This window comes from Polynucleobacter sp. AP-Latsch-80-C2, from assembly GCF_018882185.1.
Classification (GTDB): Bacteria; Pseudomonadota; Gammaproteobacteria; order Burkholderiales; family Burkholderiaceae; genus Polynucleobacter.
Window position 1 is genome coordinate 148085 of record NZ_JACVOY010000003.1, and the last position, 19542, is coordinate 167626.

At 45.7% G+C, this 19542-nt stretch carries 21 protein-coding genes; 17 read left to right on the plus strand and 4 right to left on the minus strand.

The window, feature by feature from the left end:
• Window positions 1–4: 4 nt before the first annotated feature.
• Genes glp through moaE form a run of 3 tightly spaced genes read left to right on the plus strand, consistent with a single transcriptional unit; the run spans window position 5 to window position 1964 of the window.
• Complete coding sequence (glp, locus tag ICN47_RS05095; protein WP_216218886.1) at window positions 5–1231, plus strand: gephyrin-like molybdotransferase Glp; 1227 nt, start codon at window positions 5–7, stop codon at window positions 1229–1231.
• A gap of 18 nt (window positions 1232–1249) precedes the next feature.
• Complete coding sequence (moaD, locus tag ICN47_RS05100) at window positions 1250–1507, plus strand: molybdopterin converting factor subunit 1 (protein WP_216218812.1); 258 nt, start codon at window positions 1250–1252, stop codon at window positions 1505–1507.
• A gap of 1 nt (window position 1508) precedes the next feature.
• The gene (gene moaE, locus ICN47_RS05105) at window positions 1509–1964 is read left to right on the plus strand and encodes a molybdopterin synthase catalytic subunit MoaE (RefSeq protein WP_216218813.1); all 456 of its coding nucleotides are present in this window, start codon (window positions 1509–1511) and stop codon (window positions 1962–1964) included.
• Window positions 1965–1971: 7 nt separating this feature from the next.
• Here the strand turns inward: moaE and ICN47_RS05110 are convergent, their stop codons facing one another.
• Entirely contained in the window at window positions 1972–2217 is a 246-nt protein-coding gene (locus ICN47_RS05110; protein ID WP_216218814.1) for a GIY-YIG nuclease family protein, read from the minus strand.
• A gap of 105 nt (window positions 2218–2322) precedes the next feature.
• Between ICN47_RS05110 and clpB the strand changes: the two genes are divergently transcribed.
• The 14 genes from clpB to ICN47_RS05180 all read left to right on the plus strand — a co-directional run bounded on the left by clpB (window position 2323) and on the right by ICN47_RS05180 (window position 17736).
• Window positions 2323–4926: an ATP-dependent chaperone ClpB gene (gene clpB, locus ICN47_RS05115; RefSeq protein ID WP_216218815.1), complete on the plus strand. Its 2604-nt coding sequence runs from the start codon at window positions 2323–2325 to the stop codon at window positions 4924–4926.
• 58 nt (window positions 4927–4984) lie between these two features.
• Window positions 4985–6220: an MFS transporter gene (locus ICN47_RS05120; protein WP_216218816.1), complete on the plus strand. Its 1236-nt coding sequence runs from the start codon at window positions 4985–4987 to the stop codon at window positions 6218–6220.
• A 281-nt stretch (window positions 6221–6501) separates the two neighbouring features.
• A complete protein-coding gene (gene aceA / locus ICN47_RS05125; protein WP_072583092.1) occupies window positions 6502–7800 on the plus strand; it encodes an isocitrate lyase in 1299 nt (432 codons plus the stop codon).
• Window positions 7801–7906: 106 nt separating this feature from the next.
• Window positions 7907–8344, plus strand: a complete 438-nt coding sequence (locus ICN47_RS05130; protein ID WP_216218817.1) for an HIT family protein — start codon at window positions 7907–7909, stop codon at window positions 8342–8344.
• A 121-nt stretch (window positions 8345–8465) separates the two neighbouring features.
• Window positions 8466–9392 (plus strand): TRAP transporter substrate-binding protein, encoded by a 927-nt coding sequence (locus ICN47_RS05135; protein ID WP_255538933.1) that lies wholly within the window; start codon window positions 8466–8468, stop codon window positions 9390–9392.
• 6 nt (window positions 9393–9398) lie between these two features.
• Window positions 9399–9953, plus strand: a complete 555-nt coding sequence (locus ICN47_RS05140; protein WP_216218819.1) for a TRAP transporter small permease subunit — start codon at window positions 9399–9401, stop codon at window positions 9951–9953.
• Entirely contained in the window at window positions 9950–11260 is a 1311-nt protein-coding gene (locus ICN47_RS05145; RefSeq protein WP_216218820.1) for a TRAP transporter large permease subunit, read from the plus strand. Before ICN47_RS05140 ends, ICN47_RS05145 begins: the two co-directional genes overlap by 4 nt.
• 5 nt (window positions 11261–11265) lie before the next feature.
• Window positions 11266–13029 (plus strand): urea amidolyase family protein, encoded by a 1764-nt coding sequence (locus ICN47_RS05150; protein ID WP_216218821.1) that lies wholly within the window; start codon window positions 11266–11268, stop codon window positions 13027–13029.
• A complete protein-coding gene (locus ICN47_RS05155) occupies window positions 13026–13754 on the plus strand; it encodes a 5-oxoprolinase subunit PxpA (protein WP_216218822.1) in 729 nt (242 codons plus the stop codon). The genes ICN47_RS05150 and ICN47_RS05155 overlap by 4 nt, the downstream gene beginning before the upstream one ends.
• Before the next feature lie 84 nt (window positions 13755–13838).
• Complete coding sequence (locus tag ICN47_RS05160) at window positions 13839–14510, plus strand: 3-oxoacid CoA-transferase subunit A (protein WP_216218823.1); 672 nt, start codon at window positions 13839–13841, stop codon at window positions 14508–14510.
• The gene (locus tag ICN47_RS05165; protein WP_216218824.1) at window positions 14507–15172 is read left to right on the plus strand and encodes a 3-oxoacid CoA-transferase subunit B; all 666 of its coding nucleotides are present in this window, start codon (window positions 14507–14509) and stop codon (window positions 15170–15172) included. Before ICN47_RS05160 ends, ICN47_RS05165 begins: the two co-directional genes overlap by 4 nt.
• On the plus strand, window positions 15169–16140 hold the full coding sequence (locus ICN47_RS05170) for a tripartite tricarboxylate transporter substrate binding protein (protein ID WP_216218825.1): 972 nt from the start codon (window positions 15169–15171) through the stop codon (window positions 16138–16140). Before ICN47_RS05165 ends, ICN47_RS05170 begins: the two co-directional genes overlap by 4 nt.
• A 34-nt stretch (window positions 16141–16174) precedes the next feature.
• Window positions 16175–17347, plus strand: coding sequence for a thiolase domain-containing protein (locus tag ICN47_RS05175; RefSeq protein ID WP_216218826.1), 1173 nt, complete (start codon window positions 16175–16177; stop codon window positions 17345–17347).
• Window positions 17344–17736 carry a Zn-ribbon domain-containing OB-fold protein gene (locus ICN47_RS05180; RefSeq protein WP_216218827.1) on the plus strand — a complete coding sequence of 131 codons (393 nt, stop codon included), beginning with the start codon at window positions 17344–17346 and terminating at the stop codon, window positions 17734–17736. The genes ICN47_RS05175 and ICN47_RS05180 overlap by 4 nt, the downstream gene beginning before the upstream one ends.
• 7 nt (window positions 17737–17743) lie before the next feature.
• On the opposite strand, the gene ICN47_RS05185 is transcribed toward ICN47_RS05180, so the two are convergent.
• From ICN47_RS05185 to rsxB, 3 genes are read right to left on the minus strand one after another with little or no spacing between them, the layout of a single operon-like run.
• Window positions 17744–18175 (minus strand): DUF1841 family protein, encoded by a 432-nt coding sequence (locus ICN47_RS05185; RefSeq protein WP_216218828.1) that lies wholly within the window; start codon window positions 18173–18175, stop codon window positions 17744–17746.
• The gene (gene nth, locus ICN47_RS05190) at window positions 18162–18818 is read right to left on the minus strand and encodes an endonuclease III (protein ID WP_216218887.1); all 657 of its coding nucleotides are present in this window, start codon (window positions 18816–18818) and stop codon (window positions 18162–18164) included. Before nth ends, ICN47_RS05185 begins: the two co-directional genes overlap by 14 nt.
• Window positions 18818–19510, minus strand: a complete 693-nt coding sequence (gene rsxB / locus ICN47_RS05195) for an electron transport complex subunit RsxB (protein ID WP_216218829.1) — start codon at window positions 19508–19510, stop codon at window positions 18818–18820. Before rsxB ends, nth begins: the two co-directional genes overlap by 1 nt.
• Window positions 19511–19542 lie beyond the last annotated feature (32 nt).

Consider the following 19542-nt stretch of genomic DNA (forward strand, 5'->3'; position numbering starts at 1 on the left):
ACCGATGTTGACCGCACAGCAGGCTTTAGACCATCTGCTTTCGCATGCTAAGGCCGTTGAGCAGAGCGAGGATGTTCCAATGCAAGCAGCGCTCGGTCGCGTGCTTGCAAAGAGTGTCAATAGTCTAGTTGATGTACCGCCTTTAGATAACACTTCCATGGATGGGTATGCAGTGCGCTGCGCTGATACGGCTACTCCAGGGCAAATACTCAGGATTGCGCAGCGTATTCCCGCAGGTTCGGTAGGAACACCATTAGAGCCTGGAACTGCTGCCAGAATATTCACAGGGGCACCTGTGCCTACTGGTGCTGATGCGGTAGTGATGCAAGAAGATTGCGTAACTCCTGAGGGCGTAAGCGATCAGGTTCAAGTCAATATTGCGCCTACACAAGGACAGTGGATCCGACCCAGGGGTGAAGATTTAACCGCAGGTAAAACTGCCTTAGTGGCAGGAACATTTTTGCGCCCACAAGAATTGGGTGTAGCCGCATCTGCAGGATTGACGCATTTAAATGTTAAGCGTCGCGTCAAGGTTGCTGCGTTCTTCACTGGTGATGAATTGGCTTTGCCTGGCGAGCCACTGAAACCCGGCGGAATTTATAACTCCAATCGCGATACTTTATTGGCGTGCCTCAAGTCTTTAGGTTGTGATGCTACTGACCTAGGTATTGTTCCGGATCGCTTGGACGCTACCAAGCAAGCATTGCGTCAAGCGAGCAAGGATCACGATCTCATTATTACCTCTGGTGGCGTATCAGTTGGTGAGGAGGATCACATTAAACCTGCTGTAACAGCTGAAGGTAGATTGGATCTTTGGCAAATCGCCATCAAGCCTGGCAAGCCGCTGGCATTTGGAGCAGTCCGAAAATCTGAGAAGCCTGAAGATGGCGAAGCTTGGTTTATTGGCCTTCCTGGAAATCCTGTTTCTAGTTTTGTGACCTTCCTATTATTTGTGCGCCCATTTATTTTGAAGCTACAAGGACGTGATGTAGGTCCCATGCAGTCATATCCTATGCGTGCGGATTTTGATTGGCTCAAGGCAGATCGTCGTAATGAATTCTTACGCGTTAAGCTGAATGATCAAGGTGGTCTGGATTTATTCCCGAATCAGAGCTCTGGCGTTCTCACCAGTGCATCTTGGGGTGATGGCTTAGTAGATTGCCCTCCAGGCCAGCCTATCAAGTCTGGCGATCTCGTGAAGTACATTCCGTTTAATGCACTTCTAGCTTAATCGGTTTACGATTACCCCATGAAGCTCGAATTAAAATTCTTTGCCTCCATACGTGAGGCCCTCAAAGTATCTGAGGAAAATCTCGCTGTGCCAGACTCCATTAAAACGATTGCGCAACTCCGTATTTATTTAGCGGATCGTGGCGGGGTTTGGGCAGAAGTTTTAGCCGAGAGTAAGGTACTGCGCTGTGCATTGAATCATCAGATGGTAGACGCCAATACTCCCTTGCAAGAGGGTGCTGAAATTGCTTTTTTCCCGCCGGTAACCGGAGGATAAATTGACTATCCGTATTCAGGAAAAGGATTTTGATCTCGGCGCTGAAATTGCAGTGCTACGCAAAGGCGATCCTCGTATTGGAGCCGTCGTCAGTTTTTTAGGTACTGTGCGTGATATGAATGAGGGTAGTGAAGTTCAAGAGCTGACCTTAGAACATTACGCGGGCATGACTGAAAAAGCCCTAGAGAAAATCTTGAGCCAGGCTAAATCCCGCTGGGATATCTATCAAGCTTTGGTGATCCACCGCATTGGCCTATTGCTTCCTGAGGATCAAATTGTGTTGGTTGCTGTGACCAGCGCACATCGGGGTGAGGCATTTGCTGCTTGTGAGTTCATCATGGATTACCTGAAGACCGCAGCGCCATTTTGGAAAAAAGAGAACACTCCAGAAGGTACTCGCTGGGTCGATGCCCGAGTCACTGACGATGCTGCAATGGCTCGTTGGGAAAAGAAGTAGACCTTACTTAACTGCCTTTAAAAAAAGCGAGCTTTTCAGATCTAGGCAATTGTTTCAATTTGGCTTCAGCCTTGGAGGCCTCAGATCGATCGGGGTGCTCTTGTGTTGCCAAAAGGATTACTGGTCTTCGCGATCTTGTATAGCGGGCACCTTGCCCCGAGTTATGGGCTTCCAATCGATGTTCTAGTCGATTGGTGATGCCGGCATAGAAGGTGCCATCAGAGCATTTCAGGAGGTAAACAAGCCAGGTCAAAATAGTTGAAATTAGGGTTAAAAAGGCCTTAAAAATGCTTGAAATTGGGAATATTGCCCTTATATTCTATAGATAGATATTCATGGAGTAGATGGGGAATGACAAATGAGAATAGATAAATTAACAACGAAGTTTCAAGAGGCCCTGAGTGAGGCTCAAAGCCTAGCTTTAGCTAAAGATAATCAATATATCGAGCCAGCGCATGTGCTCTTAGCCATGTTGCGTGATTCTGATGGCAGCGCCAAGAGTTTGCTAACCAGGGCTGGAGTAAACGTACCAGGCCTTGAAAAAGGCTTAGAAAAAATTATTAGCAATTTGCCAGAAGTACAAGGCACTGGTGGTGAAGTACAAGTTGGACGCGATTTAAGCAACTGGTTGAACTTATGTGAAAAAGAGGCCAATAAGCGTAATGACCAATTTATCGCCGGGGAATTGTTCTTGCTGGTAGTGGCGGATGATAAGGGTGAGCTTGGAAAAGTTGCTCGTGAGAATGGATTAAATCGTAAATCATTGGAAGCGGCTATTGATTTAGTGCGCGGAGGAGAATCGGTGAATAGTGCAGATGCTGAAGGCCAACGTGAAGCCTTAAAGAAATACACGGTAGATTTAACTGAGCGTGCTCGTATGGGTAAGTTAGATCCAGTAATTGGTCGTGATGATGAGATTCGTCGCACCATTCAAATTTTGCAACGTCGTGGAAAAAATAATCCCGTGCTCATTGGTGAGCCAGGGGTAGGCAAAACCGCCATCGTTGAAGGCTTAGCCCAACGTATTGTGAATGGCGAAGTACCCGAGACCCTGAAGAACAAGCGCGTCCTAGTACTGGATATGGCCTTGCTATTGGCTGGTGCTAAGTATCGCGGCGAATTTGAAGAGCGCCTCAAAGCAGTTCTGAGCGATGTAGCTAAAGATGAAGGTCAAACTATCATTTTTATTGATGAAATTCATACGATGGTTGGTGCTGGTAAAGGTGATGGTGCAATGGATGCAGGCAATATGCTTAAGCCTGCCTTAGCACGCGGTGAATTACATTGCATCGGTGCTACCACCTTAGATGAATACCGTAAGTACATTGAAAAAGATCCAGCGCTTGAGCGACGCTTCCAAAAGGTAATGGTTGAAGAGCCTAGCGTAGAGGCAACGATTGCGATCTTGCGCGGCTTGCAAGAGCGCTATGAATTGCACCACGGCATTGAAATTACTGATCCAGCTATTGTTGCAGCTGCTGAGTTATCCCATCGCTACATCACAGATCGATTCTTGCCAGATAAGGCGATTGATTTGATTGATGAGGCTGGCTCACGCATTCGGATGGAGATTGACTCTAAACCTGAGGTAATGGATAAATTAGAGCGTCGTCTGATTCAACTGAAAATTGAACGTGAAGCAGTGAAAAAAGAAAAAGATGAGGCTTCTCAAAAACGTCTCAGTCTGATTGAAGATGAGATTAAGCGCCTTGGTGCTGAGTATGCCGATCTAGAAGAAATCTGGAAGGCAGAAAAAGGTGCTGTATTAGGTGCCGCCAATCTGAAAGAAGAGATTGAAAAAGTGCGCGCTGATATTGCGAAGCTTCAACGTGAAGGCAAATTAGAGAAGGTTGCAGAACTTCAGTATGGCAAGCTTCCTGAGTTAGAGGCAAAGCTAAAGTCAGCCGCGGCAGCAGAAGCCAAAGGCGATAAAGATGGTGTCGTCAAAAACAAACTTTTGCGAACTCAAGTTGGCGCGGAAGAGATTGCAGAGGTCGTTTCTCGTGCAACAGGAATTCCGGTATCGAAGATGATGCAAGGTGAGCGCGATAAGTTGCTCAAGATGGAAGAGTTGTTGCATAAGCGTGTCGTTGGCCAAGAAGAGGCTATTCGTGCTGTATCAGATGCTATTCGTCGTTCCCGTGCTGGTTTGGCAGAAGAGAATCGTCCTTATGGATCATTCTTATTCCTAGGTCCTACGGGTGTCGGTAAGACAGAGCTTTGCAAAGCATTGGCTGGATTTTTGTTCGATAGCGAAGATCACCTCATTCGAATTGATATGAGTGAGTTCATGGAGAAACACAGCGTTGCTCGTTTGATTGGTGCGCCTCCGGGTTATGTAGGTTACGAAGAAGGTGGCTATTTAACTGAGCAGGTTCGTCGTCATCCTTACAGCGTGATTCTGTTTGATGAAATCGAGAAAGCCCACCCAGATGTCTTCAACGTACTTTTGCAGGTATTGGATGATGGTCGCTTAACAGATGGCCAAGGTCGCACTGTGGACTTCAAAAATACCGTTATTGTGATGACCAGTAATATCGGTTCGCACTTAATCCAGTCTATGACTGATAAGAAGCAGTCTGAGATTAAAGATGCTGTATTTGAGGAGTTGAAAAATCATTTCCGCCCTGAGTTCTTAAATCGAATCGACGAGATCGTGGTCTTCCATGGCTTGGATAAAGGGAATATCGCTAATATCGCCAAGATTTTGCTCAAAAACTTGTCCGATCGACTGGCAAAAGTGGATATGCAGCTTGAAGTCAGTGATGCCGCCTTGAAAAAGATTGCTGAAGTTGGCTTTGATCCGGTCTTCGGTGCACGTCCTTTAAAGCGTGCAATTCAGCAGCATATTGAGAACCCAGTGTCCAAAATGATTCTTGAGGGTAAATTTGGTCCGCAGGATGTGGTTCCGGTGGATGTGGATAAGCAAGGTGACTTTAGTTTCACGCGCCAAGTCCATTAATCTTTTGTAGCACTGCAGCAAATAAGCAGGAATCTTCCTGCGCCAGTAAACTTGGAACATGACTGTTACGCTTAGTAAACGTGCCAGTGATGTCCGGGTTATTGGTTTGATTAGCTTGGCTCACGGCAGCTCCCATTTTTTTCATTTGATTCTTCCCTCCATGTTTCCATGGTTGAAGAATCAATTCGCCTTCAGCTATGCTGAACTTGGTTTGCTGATGTCTGTTTTTTTTGTAGTGTCCTGCGTAGCTCAGGCGTCCTCAGGCTTTTTAGTGGATCGTATTGGCGCTAGACCGGTGTTATTTGCTGGAGTCGGCTTGCTTGCTTTAGCGGCCCTTACGTACTCGCAAAGTAATGGGTATGCGATGTTGGTCTTGGGAGCTGTTATTGCTGGTTGCGGTAATGGCATCTTTCACCCAGTCGATTACACCTTAATTAATCATAAAGTTTCTACCCCCAACTTGCCTTATGCCTATTCCATGCATGGAGTGACTGGTTACCTTGGGTGGGCCGCTGCGCCGGCATTTATGGTGGGCATTGCTGAAATTTCAGACTGGCGCATTGCTTTCCTATCCGCTTCTTTATTGGAGGCATTGGTCTTGCTAATACTCTGGATCAATCGCAGTCAATTAATTGATAACGTTCAGGAGCGTCGCGCAGCAAGTGATGCTGGTGCCCAAGCATCTAATCCAGAGGGCTTACCAGAAAGTGCATTCGCATTCTTAAAACTTCCTGCAGTTTGGTTATGTTGGATTTTCTTTTTCTTCAGCATGGCAGCCACATCGAGTTTGCAATCATTTGCGCCTACTGCGCTTTTTGATATCTACGGGGTAGCGATTAGTGTTGGAAGTTATTTCATCACCTTACTTGCTTTAGGGAGCGCTGGTGGCGTTTTATTTGGTGGCTATTTGGCGGCCAAGTTCAAGACACCGGAGAAGATTGTTTCTTCTTGTCTCACGCTAACGATTCTGCTGTGTTTATTGCTTGCCAGTGGATCAACTCCTATTGAGTTCATTCCAATACTTTTTTGTGTAATTGGATTTGGTTATGGTGTGTTGGCGCCATCACGAGATCTCCTGGTGAAACAGGCCACACCTAAAGGCGTCTCAGGAAGGGTGTATGGCATTGTTTACTCTGGAATAGACCTAGGTGCAGCAGTTGGCCCATTTATCTTTGGGTTTTTTATGGATGCTGGGTTACCAAAGGCGCTCTTTATTGGCATTGCACTCTTCCAATTGATGATTATTCCTACTGTTTTGAAGGTGTCCTCAAAGACTAGGGCGGCGGTAGTTTAATTACCCTTGTTTCATTTCATCATATGAAACGTCATTTCCCTGCGTAAAATGCGCTGCAACATTTGATAGTCATTGCCATTCCAAAGAGTGATTTTTAATATCATATTATGATATTTATAGTATAAGTAATTGAATTTAAAAGATTAAATATTTTTATAAATAGTGTAAATTTCTCTTGCCAGGTTTTTTGAACCCTCTAAACTCTTATATAAGACATAAGACTTGAATCGGTCTTAAGGTTCCAAAAATTTGAAGTACTTGTTTAACTTAGGGAGAAAAACATGGCAGATCGCAAAGCAGAAATCGCAGCACTACAAAAGGACTGGGATACCAACCCACGTTGGAAGGGCATTACCCGTGGTTACACAGCAGAAGACGTTGTACGTCTTCGTGGCTCATTGAAGATCGAACATACTTTGGCTAAGCATGGTGCAGAGCGTCTTTGGGAATTGGTTAATAACGAAGCTTACGTTAACTGTTTAGGTGCTTTGACTGGCGGTCAAGCAATGCAACAGGTCAAGGCAGGTGTACAAGCTATTTACTTATCAGGATGGCAAGTGGCTGCTGACGGTAACTCATACGCAGCTATGTATCCGGACCAATCTTTATATCCAGTAGATTCAGTTCCTAAGATGGTTGAGCGTATCAATAACTCATTCCAACGTGCTGATGAAATTCAAACCGCTAAAGGTATTAATAAGGGCGACGCTGGCTACATCGAATATTTCGCTCCAATTGTTGCTGATGCTGAAGCTGGTTTCGGTGGCGTATTGAATGCATTTGAATTAAGCAAAGCATTGATCAAACAAGGTGCAGCTGGTGTTCACTTTGAAGATCAATTGTCTTCTGTGAAGAAGTGCGGTCACTTGGGTGGCAAGGTATTGTTGCCTACCGCTGAGTCAGTACAGAAGTTGATTTCTGCACGACTTGCCGCTGACGTAATGGGCGTTTCAACCATTATTTTGGCGCGTACTGATGCTGAAGCTGCTGACTTGTTGACGTCTGATTACGATGCAAACGATAAACCGTTCTTGACCGGCGAACGTACTCCAGAGGGCTTCTACAAGACACGTAAGGGCTTAGATCAAGCGATCTCACGTGGCTTAGCTTACGCTGCATACGCTGATATGGTTTGGTGTGAAACGGGTACCCCTGATTTGGAATTTGCTCGTCAATTTGCTGAAGCAATTCGTGCGAAGTTCCCAGGCAAGATGTTGGCATATAACTGCTCACCATCATTCAACTGGAAGAAAAATTTGGACGATGCAACAATTGCGAAGTTCCAGCGTGAATTGGGCGCAATGGGTTACAAGTATCAATTCATCACCTTGGCTGGTATTCACTCTATGTGGTACAACATGTTTGACTTGGCTCAAGACTATATGCAGCGCGGAATGACTGCTTATATTGAGAAAGTACAAGAGCCAGAATTTGCGGCGCGTGATCGTGGTTACACCTTTGTTTCACACCAGCAAGAAGTTGGCACCGGTTACTTCGACGATGTAACTACCGTTATTCAGGGAGGCAAATCTTCAGTAACGGCATTGACTGGATCTACCGAAGAAGAGCAGTTCCACTGATAAGAATCCCTAAGTAGTCTGTAGTAGCAGTAGCACCAATACTGCCACGGCATCTAAATAACCCCACAAGGGTGACTTAGATGCCGTTTTCGTTTACATTCTTCAAATGGAAAATTGCATACTTTGTGCTGATCTGAAGCCCAATGAGGGCGAGCTGATATGGCGCGGCGATGACTGCAGGGTTATTCTGGTCAATGACAGAGATTTGCCTGGTTTTTGCCGGGTAATCTGGAATCGTCACCAAGCCGATATGACTGATCTGACTTATGGTGAGCGAGAGCATTTGATGGGTTTGGTATTTGTGGTGGAAGAGGCAGTCCGGCATGTGATGAAGCCTGCCAAAGTCAATCTAGCTGCTCTTGGCAATATGGTCCCCCATATTCATTGGCATGTGATTCCTCGCTTTAAGGATGACGCATTCTTTCCGGGCTCCATCTGGTCTACTAGGACCCAAGAAACTCCAGCCCTACTTTTGGCAGAGCGACACAAGCTTGCTTTGGAGCTTCCCGAAGTGATTCGAAGGCTAATTTCTCAGTTATATTAGTATCCATAAGAGATATAAAGAGAAGTTTTATACATTCTTCACAAATACTTGCTAGGGGATCTACATGAGTGATTGTTTTTTGAGTAAGTCAAAGCTGTTGGCTTTAACTGTGTTTGGCTTTATGGCGATGAGCGTAAGCGCACAAACAAAATGGGATTTAGCGAGCGCTTATCCGGTCAGCAACTTTCACACGGAGAACTTGCAGCAGCTGGCAGCTGATGTTGATAAGGCAACTGACGGCAAGCTCAAGATCGTAGTCCATCCTAATGGTTCCTTATTCCCGGCTAATGGTATTAAGCGAGGCGTTCAGACAGGTCAGGCTCAAATGGGGGAGGTTCTCATTTCTGTGCTTGCTAACGAGAATCCAATTTTTGGTATAGATTCCATCCCATTCTTAGCGACCAGCTATAAAGAGTCAGCAAAACTCTGGAAACTTTCCAAGAATGCTACTGAAGCTGCTTTGCAAAAGCAAGGGTTGAAGGTTGTTTATGCGGTACCTTGGCCTCCACAGGGTTTGTATTCTAAGAATCCAATTACTTCAGGTGCCGATATGAAGGGTTTGAAGTGGCGCGCATATAACCCAGCAACTTCTAAGATTGCTGAATTAGTTGGCGCACAGCCAGTAACTGTTCAGGTGGCTGATTTGGCTCAAGCAATGGCAACGGGTACGATCAATTCCATGATGACTTCTGGCGCAACAGGTGTGGATATTAAGGCTTGGGAAAGCTTGAAGTATTACTATGAGGTAGATGCTTGGTTACCAAAGAATATTTTGATGGTGAATCAAAAAGCATTTGATGCATTAGATAAACAAACCCAAGCTGCGTTATTAAAGGCCTGCGCTGAAGCAGAGAAGCGTGGCACCAGAGTTTCTGAAGAAAAGACGAAGATCTACAACGAAACTTTGGCCAAGAATGGCATGATCGTAGCAAAGCCATCACCACAGCTGAAGAATGATCTAGACAGAGTTGGTCGCATCATGGTTGCTGAGTGGATTCGTTCTGCTGGTGATGAAGGACAAAAAATCATCGAAGAATTTAAGAAATAAAATTCCATGCCTACATCAAGAAGTTATTACGGCCGTCTCTTAGATGGCTTGATTCAAGGGGCCGCCGCACTGGCGGCCTTATCTATTCTCAGCATTTGTATTTTGATGGTATCAATGTCTTTGTCCCGCGAGTTTGGTATTAATTTGCGCGGTGCAGATGATTTGATTGCTTGGCTTTGCGCTGCTTCGGCATTTCTCATTCTGGCTCAGACTTTTCAGCACGGCGGTATTGTCCGAGTGGAGATTTTCTTGGGCACTTTGAATGAGCAATGGAGAAGACGCCTTGAAATTATTGGTCTAACAGTGATGTCAGGATTTTGTTTATTTGCTTTAGCTGCTTTTTCGCAATTTGTTTATCAAAGCTGGGAATTTAATGATGTCTCTCAGGGGCAAATTATTGTTCCGCTTTGGATTCCACAAATCTTTACAGCCTTTGGCTGTCTTATTTTCTTCTTGGCTGTAGTTGACGAGTTGTTAAGGGTTCTTAGGGGCGAGAAGCCTCGTTATCAGCAGATGGCTGAAGATCGTTTAAGTGCTGGTGATTTTGGAGAGACCTTGTGAGTATTACGCTGATTGCATTAATCTTGCTGGTCTTGATGTCTTTTCTGCTAATGATGGGCATTTGGATTCCGGCAGGGGTCGCCATTACGGCATGGTTCGGACTAGCGTTTTTCTCCAACAAAGATACGATGATGAATTTAGCCAATGTATGGTGGAATTCAAGTTCGTCTTACACCTTAGCTTCTTTGCCTTTATTTGTCTGGATGGGAGAAATTCTATTTAGAACAAAGCTTTCTGAGCAGATGTTTACAGGCCTCTCACCATGGTTAAATTGGTTGCCGGGTAGATTGATGCACGTGAATATTTTGGGCTGCGGAATTTTTGGTTCTGTCTCTGGTTCATCTGCGGCAACCTGTGCCACGATTGCAAAGTCTGCATTACCTGAGCTTACCAAGCGTGGATATGATGAGAAAATCACGCTTGGATCTTTATCCTGCGCTGGCACGCTGGGCATCCTGATTCCACCGTCAATTACGATGGTAGTTTATGCAGTTGCTGCTGATCAGTCCATTATTCGTATCTTTTTAGCAGGCTTTATCCCGGGCGCCATTTTGATGGGGCTCTTTTCTGGATACATTATTGTTTGGGCTCTTCTAAATCCAGATAAAACACCGCCTGCTGAGCAGTATTCTTGGCGACAACGTTTGCATTCCATTGCGCAATTAATGCCGTGTACTGCTTTGATTATTTTTATTGCCTGGTTGATGCTTGCTGGGTACTCTACCGCGACTGAGGCTGCAGCTTATGGTGTAGTGGGCTCCCTGATATTGGCTGCCGTAGGGCGCAACTTGTCATGGACCAACTTTTGGGAGAGCTTGCTCTCAGCAACGCGACTCACTGCCATGATTATGTTTGTATTGGGCGCTACCTCATTCCTATCGATTGTGATGAGTTACACCGGCATTCCTAGGGGCTTAGCAGAATGGGTGCAAAGCATGCATCTCTCGCCTTGGGCTTTAATTTTTGTGCTCACTATTATTTATATTTTGCTGGGCACTGCTTTAGATGGTATTTCGATGATTGCCTTAACTACGGTCACTGTATTGCCAATGGTGCAGGCAGCAGGTTTTGACCTTGTTTGGTTTGGTATCTTTATTGTCTTGTTAGTAGAGATTGCTGAGGTCACTCCACCAGTAGGCTTTAATTTATTTGTTCTGCAAAGTATGACCGGTAAAGATAGCAATTACATTGCCAAAGTCTCTTTACCATTCTTTGCCATGATGGTGGTGGCGGTTGCTTTAATTACGATATGGCCAGATTTAGTAACTTGGTTGCCAGACCAGTTCTTGCAAAAAGAAATTAAGTAAAGGCAATGGCTTTAAAGCAATCAAAGAAAGTTGTTTCTAAGGTTGATGTTCTCGATTTGGGTGATGCAGCTCTCTTGGTTGATTTTAGGGGGAGTGACGAAGCCCTCATCAAGATTCATAGGTTATGTGAGCTCTTATTTTCTCGCGCGCCTACATGGTTAATAGATGCAATACCAGGAATTGATACGCTTCTCGTTAGCCTTCGTTTTCAAGATTTTGAGTATGAGGCTGTTCGCTTAACTGCACGTGCTGAAATTGATGGCTTGCTCGCAACTATTCTGGGCGACAAAAAGCTTAGCTCGAAAAAAGATTCATTTCATCGGATCCGAGTGTGTTATGACCCCGAGGTAGCGCCTGACTTGTTAGCAAGTGCAGAGAAATGCAATTTGAGGGTGCGTGAGTTTATCAATCGACATAAAAACTCAGAGATCACCGTGGATATTTTGGGCTTTATGCCTGGCTTTGCTTACTGCAGCGGTTTAGATCCCAGCCTGAAGCTACCTCGTCTAGATACACCACGAACTGCGGTTCCACCTGGATCAGTTGCCATAGCAGAATTACAGACAGCCATCTACCCAAAAACAACTCCTGGAGGTTGGAACATCATTGGCAGAAGTCCCGATGTTTTATTTGACCCCCAAAAAAATCGACCTAGTTTATTAACTGCTGGCGATCGTGTGGAATTTATTGAGATTGATTTAGCGCAATTCAAAAAAATTCAATCTGAAGCGGCGCTTGACGCAGCTACTCAGAAAAAGATTGACGATGATCAAAAGGCTGTTATTGAAGTCATATCGCCAGGCCTGCTAACAACGATACAAGGCTCACCACGTTATGGATTCGCGCACTTTGCTCTAAGTGCTGGAGGACCAATGGATAGGGAGGCTGCCGATCTTGCAAATACCCTACTTGGAAATGCAGAAGATGCAGCTGGGCTTGAGATTACTGGTGCCGGACCAAAACTCTTATTTCGGGCCGATACCTGGGTGGCCTGGGTTGGTGCGCAATGCACTGCTCAGATAGATGGACAAACTGTTCCTGGTAACCGCCCAGTACATATTGGTAAAGGTCAAACTCTGAGCTTTGGCGCAATGGCGCAGGGATATCGAATTTTCTTAGCTATAGCCGGTGGCATTGAGAGTGAATTTATTTTAGGCGGTCGCGGCTCTCACTTAAGTGCGGGCATTGGAGATAAGGTAGTTAAGAAGGGCGATGTTTTGCATGTGTCTCAGTCATCACTCTCATCAGAGTTGCCATTATTCAATAGACTTAAGAATGCATGTCAAACCTATCCAAAATGGTCTGTAGGATCGCCAGCATTATCAGGAAAAAATACGCAGATCATCAAGGCAATTCCTAGCGTACATTTGAATCTGCTAGATCCTCAAGAGCAGGCACTTCTTTGGAAAACAGTCTGGACAGTTTCTGCGCAAAGTAATCGCATGGGGATGCGTTTAGATAGTCATTTTAAAATTTCGAGCCCATTAGCAGGTATACCTTCTCAAGGCATCTGGTTTGGAACGGTCCAATTACCCCCATCTGGCCAGCCCATCTTAATGTTGGCAGAGCATCAGACTACTGGCGGCTACCCACGATTGCTTGAGGCAATTGATTCTGAGCGTTCAAAATTAGCTCAATTAAGACCCGGAGACAAAATACAATTCTTGCCGATTACACTAGAAGAAGCGGATCGGATAAATGCCGTACATTATTACGAGCAGAAAAAAACTTTGAACAATGTAGAGGCTGCACTTGGGGTTAAATCATGAAACGAAAAATTGATCTCAATAGCGATATGGGCGAGGGCTTTGGAGTTTGGGAGATGGGCAATGATCTTGCGCTCCTCGATTACATAGACTCTACCAATATTGCCTGTGGATGGCATGCGGGTGATCCGGAGCGAATGAAGAATCTGGTGAAGGCGGCTATTCAAAAAAATGTACTGATTGGTGCTCACCCCAGTCTTCCGGATTTGGTAGGTTTTGGTAGGCGAGAAATGGCCATCACTCCAAACGACGCCTATAACTTTGTGTTGTATCAGGCTGGTGCGCTCCAAGCATTCGTTAATGCACAAGGTGGAAAGCTTCACCATGTAAAACCCCATGGAGCTTTTTATAACCAGGCTGCAAAAGATCTCAATCTTGCTCGCGCTATTGCTCAGGCGGTAAAAGATCTGGGGAAAGAGGTGATCTTGTACGGACTAGCTTCGAGTTGTTTTGTGGATGCTGCAGCCGAAGTAGGTATTTCCCTCTGGCAAGAAGTATTTGCCGATCGTCGCTATACCCCCGAAGGCTATCTAGTCCCTAGAAGTAAGCCAAATGCCTTGATTCAGGATGAGGATGAGGCGGCTGAGCAGGCCGTCAGGATGGCAAGGGAAGGCGAGGTCACTGCGCTAGATGGCAGCATTGTGAAAGTCCAGGCTGATACCTTGTGTATTCATGGAGATAGCCCATCAGCCCTTGATTTTGTGAGAAAAATCAAACCTTTGCTCTAATTGCATTAAATTAGAGGAAGCGTAGCCTAAGACTGCATTGGTAGTAGCAATAATAAAAATAGTAAAAAGAGACGGAGACTTGTCGTGATTCAAAAAATTAGTCCCAACGTAGCTGAGGCTCTGCAAGATATTGCAGATGGATCCACCATTTTGATTTCAGGATTTGGTGGAGCGGGCTTACCTATTTACCTCCTCGATGCTTTAGTAGAGCAGGGTGCCAAGAACCTCACTTTAGTGAGCAACAATGCTGGCAATCAGGGTGTTGGCATTGCTAAGTTAATAGCCGCTGGTCAGGTTAGTAAGATGGTTTGTTCCTTTCCCCGTCAGCCTGAGTCCGGAGCATTTGATGATCTTTACCGAGCAGGCAAAATTGAACTAGAACTGGTTCCACAAGGAACCTTGGCTGAGCGGATTCGTGCAGGCGGTGCTGGGATTGGTGGCTTTTATACGCCCACTGGTTTTGGTACTGAGCTGGCTAATGGAAAAGATACTCGTGTCATTGATGGCATCAATCACATCTTTGAGAAAGCCATTAAGGCAGACTTTTCTTTGATCAAGGCTGATAAGGGTGATCGCTGGGGGAATTTAACGTATCACGGTACTGGCAGAAACTTTGGCCCCATTATGGCCACCGCAGCTCGCTGCACGATTGCACAGGTGAACGAGGTGGTAGAGCTTGGAGCTATAGACCCTGAAAATGTTGTGACGCCTGGAATTTTTGTGAAGCGCGTTGTACTGGTAGGAGCTAAGTCATGATTGATCTTTCAAAAGTCAAAAAACGTAGCACTGCGGATATTGCCAAGCGCATTGTGCAAGATATTCCCGATGGAGCGCATGTTAATTTAGGTATTGGTCAGCCTATGACGATTTCAAACTATCTTCCATCTGACCGAGAAATTTTGCTCCATAGTGAAAATGGGCTTTTGGGAATGGGGCCACTCGCTCATGGCGATGAAATTGATGAAGAGCTGGTGAATGCCGGTAAGCAGCCAGTAACGATGTTGCCCGGTGCTTCACTCTGCCATCACGCCGATTCCTTTGTCATGATCCGTGGCGGTCATATTGATATCTGTGTGCTGGGGGCGTTCCAAGTTTCTGTGAAAGGTGATATTGCCAATTGGCGGACGGGCGATCCGAAGGCAATTCCTGCTGTCGGTGGTGCAATGGACCTAGCCTTAGGCGCCAAGAAATTATTTGTCATGATGGAGCATCTTACAAAGTCCGGCCACTCTAAATTTGTACAGGAGTGCACTTATCCTTTAACAGCACTTGAGGCAGTTGACTGCATCTATACCGATTTAGCGACCATTGCTGTAACCCCAGATGGTTTAGTGGTAATAGATTGGGCTGACGGTTTATCTTTTGAGGAATTGCAAGAGTTAAGCGGCGTGCCTTTGAAACGGCTAGATAATAAATGAAGAAGATTTTCCTCAGTGCTTTACTGCTTAGCTTTGGATTGGCATCAGCCAATGCTGCTGAACCTACGAGCAAGTATCCGACCAAGCCTATTCATTTGATTGTGGGCTTTTCACCTGGCGGTGCTGCCGATTCGGTTGGGCGCGCATTGGCCGAAGGTTTGTCCAATCGCTTAGGCCAGCCTGTGGTGGTAGAAAATAAGGCGGGTGCCAACGGTAACATTGCAGCAGAGTATGTAGCTCGATCGCCAGCGGATGGATATGTTCTTTACTTTCCATCCATTGGGCAAGCAGTGAATGTCTCTTTGTATAAGAATCTGTCATATGACCCTATAAAAGATTTCACGGCAATTGGTGGTGTGTTTTCTGCTCCCAATATGCTAGTTGTACCGATGAACTCACCCTACAAAACTGTTGCAGAGTTAATTGCTGCTGGTAAAGCGAATCCAGGTAAATTAACTTATGCCTCAAGTGGTAGCGGAACTTCAGTCCATCTTTCAGCAGCCTTGTTTGAAAAAATGGCTAAGATTGATATGGTGCATATCCCTTACAAGGGGACCGGCAGCGCTATGCCAGATGTAATTTCAGGGCAGGTAGATATGAGCTTCCCAAATTTGCCAAGCGCTTGGCCACAAGTTAAAGCGGGAAACTTACGCGCTCTAGGTGTGACCACCGCAAAACGATCTGCAGCAGCCCCGAATGTGCCAACGATTGCAGAAGGAGGCTTGCCTGGGTATGACATGGCCACTTGGTATGGCTTGGTAGCCCCTGCGAATTTGCCTCCTAATATCCGTACACGCTTAAATAAAGAGCTACAAGTTATTTTGGCCGACCCGAAATTTAAGGATAAGTTAATCGCGCAGGGTGCCGATCCAATGCCTGGCACCCCCGAACAGTTTGCACAGTTTATTAAGTCTGAAATTGAAAAATGGCGTAAGTTAATTGCGCAATCTAATATTACGGTTGATTAAGTTCATAAAATAGACAATTATTTAAGGAAGTCCTATGTCCTTTGCTAATAATGCCTGCATTGCAGGAATTTATGAGCACCCGCTGCGTGTCGCTCCGGATCATACAGTTGCTCAGCTACATGCAGAAGTGGCTCGCGGTGCTTTGCAAGATGCAGGGCTCACTCTAAATGATGTAGATGCCTACTTTTGTGCAGGTGACGCACCGGGCATGGGTCCAGTTTCCATGGCGGACTATCTGGGATTAAAAAAGTTAAGTTATTTAGACTCCACTGATACTGGTGGTTCATCTTATCTAGCCCATGTAAACCATGCTGCTCGTGCAATTGCGACTGGTCAATGCAAGGTTGCCTTAATCACATTAGCAGGACGCCCAAAGTCTGAGGGATCTAGCGGTACGCAGGTTCGTAGCCAATATGCGAGCGCCCCGGATTTTGCTTTTGAAAAGCCGTATTCACCCGCACCATTAAATACTTATGCAATGTCCGCAATGCGACATATGTACGAGTATGGAACCACTAGCGAGCAATTAGCCTGGATTAAAGTTGCCGCCTCACATCATGCGCAACATAATCCTAATGCGGCACTCAAAGATGTTTTAACTGTTGATGATGTTTTGAGTTCCCCAATGATTGCTGACCCTTTGCACCGTGCAGATTGCTGTGTGGTGACAGATAGTGGTGGCGCGTTAATTGTGGTCCATCCAGACATAGCCAAGACATTAAAGAAGCCCGTAATTACGATGATGGGTGCTGGCGAAAGCACTAAAGGTCAAATGGGCGGTAAAGTTGATTTGACATACTCCGCTTTGGCATGGGCGGCACCAAGAGCATTTGCTGAGGCCAAGTTAACGCCAGAACAGATTCGCTACGCATCGATTTACGATAGCTTCACCATTACAGTCTTAATTCAGCTAGAGGACTTAGGATTTTGTAAGAAGGGTGAGGGTGGCCGTTTTGTAGAGGACGGACAACTTATTTCCGGCAAAGGAAAGCTGGCCTTTAATACTGATGGCGGTGGTTTATGCAACAACCATCCTGCTAACCGTGGAGGGATGACTAAAGTGATTGAAGCAGTTAGGCAACTACGAGGCGAAGCCCATCCTGCCGTCCAAGTACCTAATTTAGAATTTGCACTCGCCTCCGGGATTGGTGGAGCACTGGGTACACGTCATGGCGCAGCTGCGCTCATTATGGGGAGACTGCAATGAGTCAAGTGCATCGCCTACCAAGCCCCAACATCAATCCAGAAAACAAGGCATTCTGGGATGCGGCAGAAGACAATCGATTTATATTAAAGTTTTGCAATAGTTGCAAGGAGCCTCATTACTATCCTCGCACTATTTGCCCTCATTGTGGCAGCAATGACACCACTTGGGTCGAATCAAAAGGTCTTGGAGAAATCTACTCCTATACCGTCATGAGACGAGGCGTTGAGGTGCCGTTCGCAATGGCTTATGTGCGATTGAATGAAGGCATTTCTGTATTAACCCATCTCACGAATTGCGATTTTGATGCAATCCGGATAGGTCAAAAAGTGAAGGTCGTATTTGAGGAAACCCAGGATGGTGCTAAGACGCATCTCTTTGAGCCCATCTAACAATCTATTAGATGAGCTTTTTGAGGGCTTCTAAGTAGTTTTCTGGATTCAGCGGTTTACCTTCGCGTTGCGCTTCCCACATAACCTGTCCAAGACACTCCATGATGCGATGTTGCGCCTCATGTTCAGAGCCTAATTTTTTAGCAAGCTTCTCAGCAATCTCCTTGATGCCGGGAGGCTGATTAATAGAGATTTGTTCGCTAATAGACAGGTGCATCGAGAGATGCAAAAAGGGATTAGTTTCTCCGCGCTCTGGGGTGTAATCTTGCTCAACAGCACCCTCCGGATCTGCAAGTAAGGCATGATATTCGGGATGTTCTTGCATCCAGTCGCCAGCAAGCGTTTCCATGGAGTCTAGAATATGATTCTCATTTTTCTTTTTCCAGGTATCACAGAAAAAACGCCGCACTTCTTCACGAGTTGGATTAAATAGGGCCACGAACTTTTCCTTTGCCAGTTTTTTGTTTAAATTCACAAAGTGGTTCAACAATGCATTGTGCGCATTCAGGGCTGCGAGCCTTACAGGTATATCTACCATGCAGAATAAGCCAATGGTGCGCATCTTGAAGATACTCTTTTGGTACCCGCTTGAGTAATTGCTCTTCTACTTTTAAAACATTTTTTCCTGGGGCTAGCCCAGTTCGATTAGAAACGCGAAAGATATGAGTATCAACAGCCATTGTGGGTTGACCAAACGCCGTATTCAAAATGACATTGGCCGTTTTACGGCCTACTCCTGGTAGTGCCTCCAGCTCTTCCCGAGTTACAGGTACTTGACCAGCATGTTTTTCAAGTAGAAGTCGGCATGTTTCTTGAATATGCTTACCCTTGGAATTAAATAGACCAATGTGCCGAATATAAGGACGGACACCTTCTTCGCCAAGAGCTAAAAGGGCTTGCGGGGTATTGGCAATCTTAAATAGTTTGCGAGTGCCTTTATTTACCGAGACATCTGTTGCTTGGGCTGATAGTAATACCCCAATCAACAACTCAAAAGGGGAGCTGTATTCCAATTCCGTTTCTGGATTTGGGTTATTCGCCTTTAACTGTTCAAAAAAAGCGCGGCGCTTTTCTAAATTCATCATTTCTTTATCTGTGCTCTTGCTATTGCAGCAGCGATGATTGCGCGTTTTCTCTCTTGCTCCTTCTTTGCATCTTCAGATAATGCGTCTTCAGTATTCACTGCAAGCAACTTAGCAGCAGCTTTCCTGGCTAGGCGCGCATCATTATCTTTCTTTTCTCGATCAAGACGAAGTTCGCGATCATGGTAGCGTTTACGAGAAATATCAGCTTGATCAGATGTCCATGCATCCCAGCCAGTTTTACTTTCTGTTACATCAATCATGCTGATGCAGTCGACTGGACAAGGGGGAATGCACAAATCACAACCAGTACACCATTCAGTTAAGACAACATGCATTTGCTTTGAGGCGCCAACAATAGCATCTACTGGACATGCCTGAATGCAGAGTGTGCAACCAATGCACTTTTGGGGATCGATGAAGGCAACTGGTCTCGGACGCTCATTACCGCACTCGGGATCAATGGTTGGATGCAAGTCGTAAGCATCTTGCGGGTAAATGGGCGTCAGAATTTGACTTAGTCGCACGATGCCTGCAATCCCGCCTGGTGGGCATCGATTTGGAGGAGCCTCCCCAGAGGCTAGTGCTTCTGCATATCCTCGGCAATCAGGGTAGCCACACTTGGTGCATTGCGTTTGAGGAAGTGCATCCTCTAAGCGATCGGTAAGATTCTTCGCTTGTTTGGTGTTCATCACTCGGTGATTGTGTAAAAAATGAGGACCGT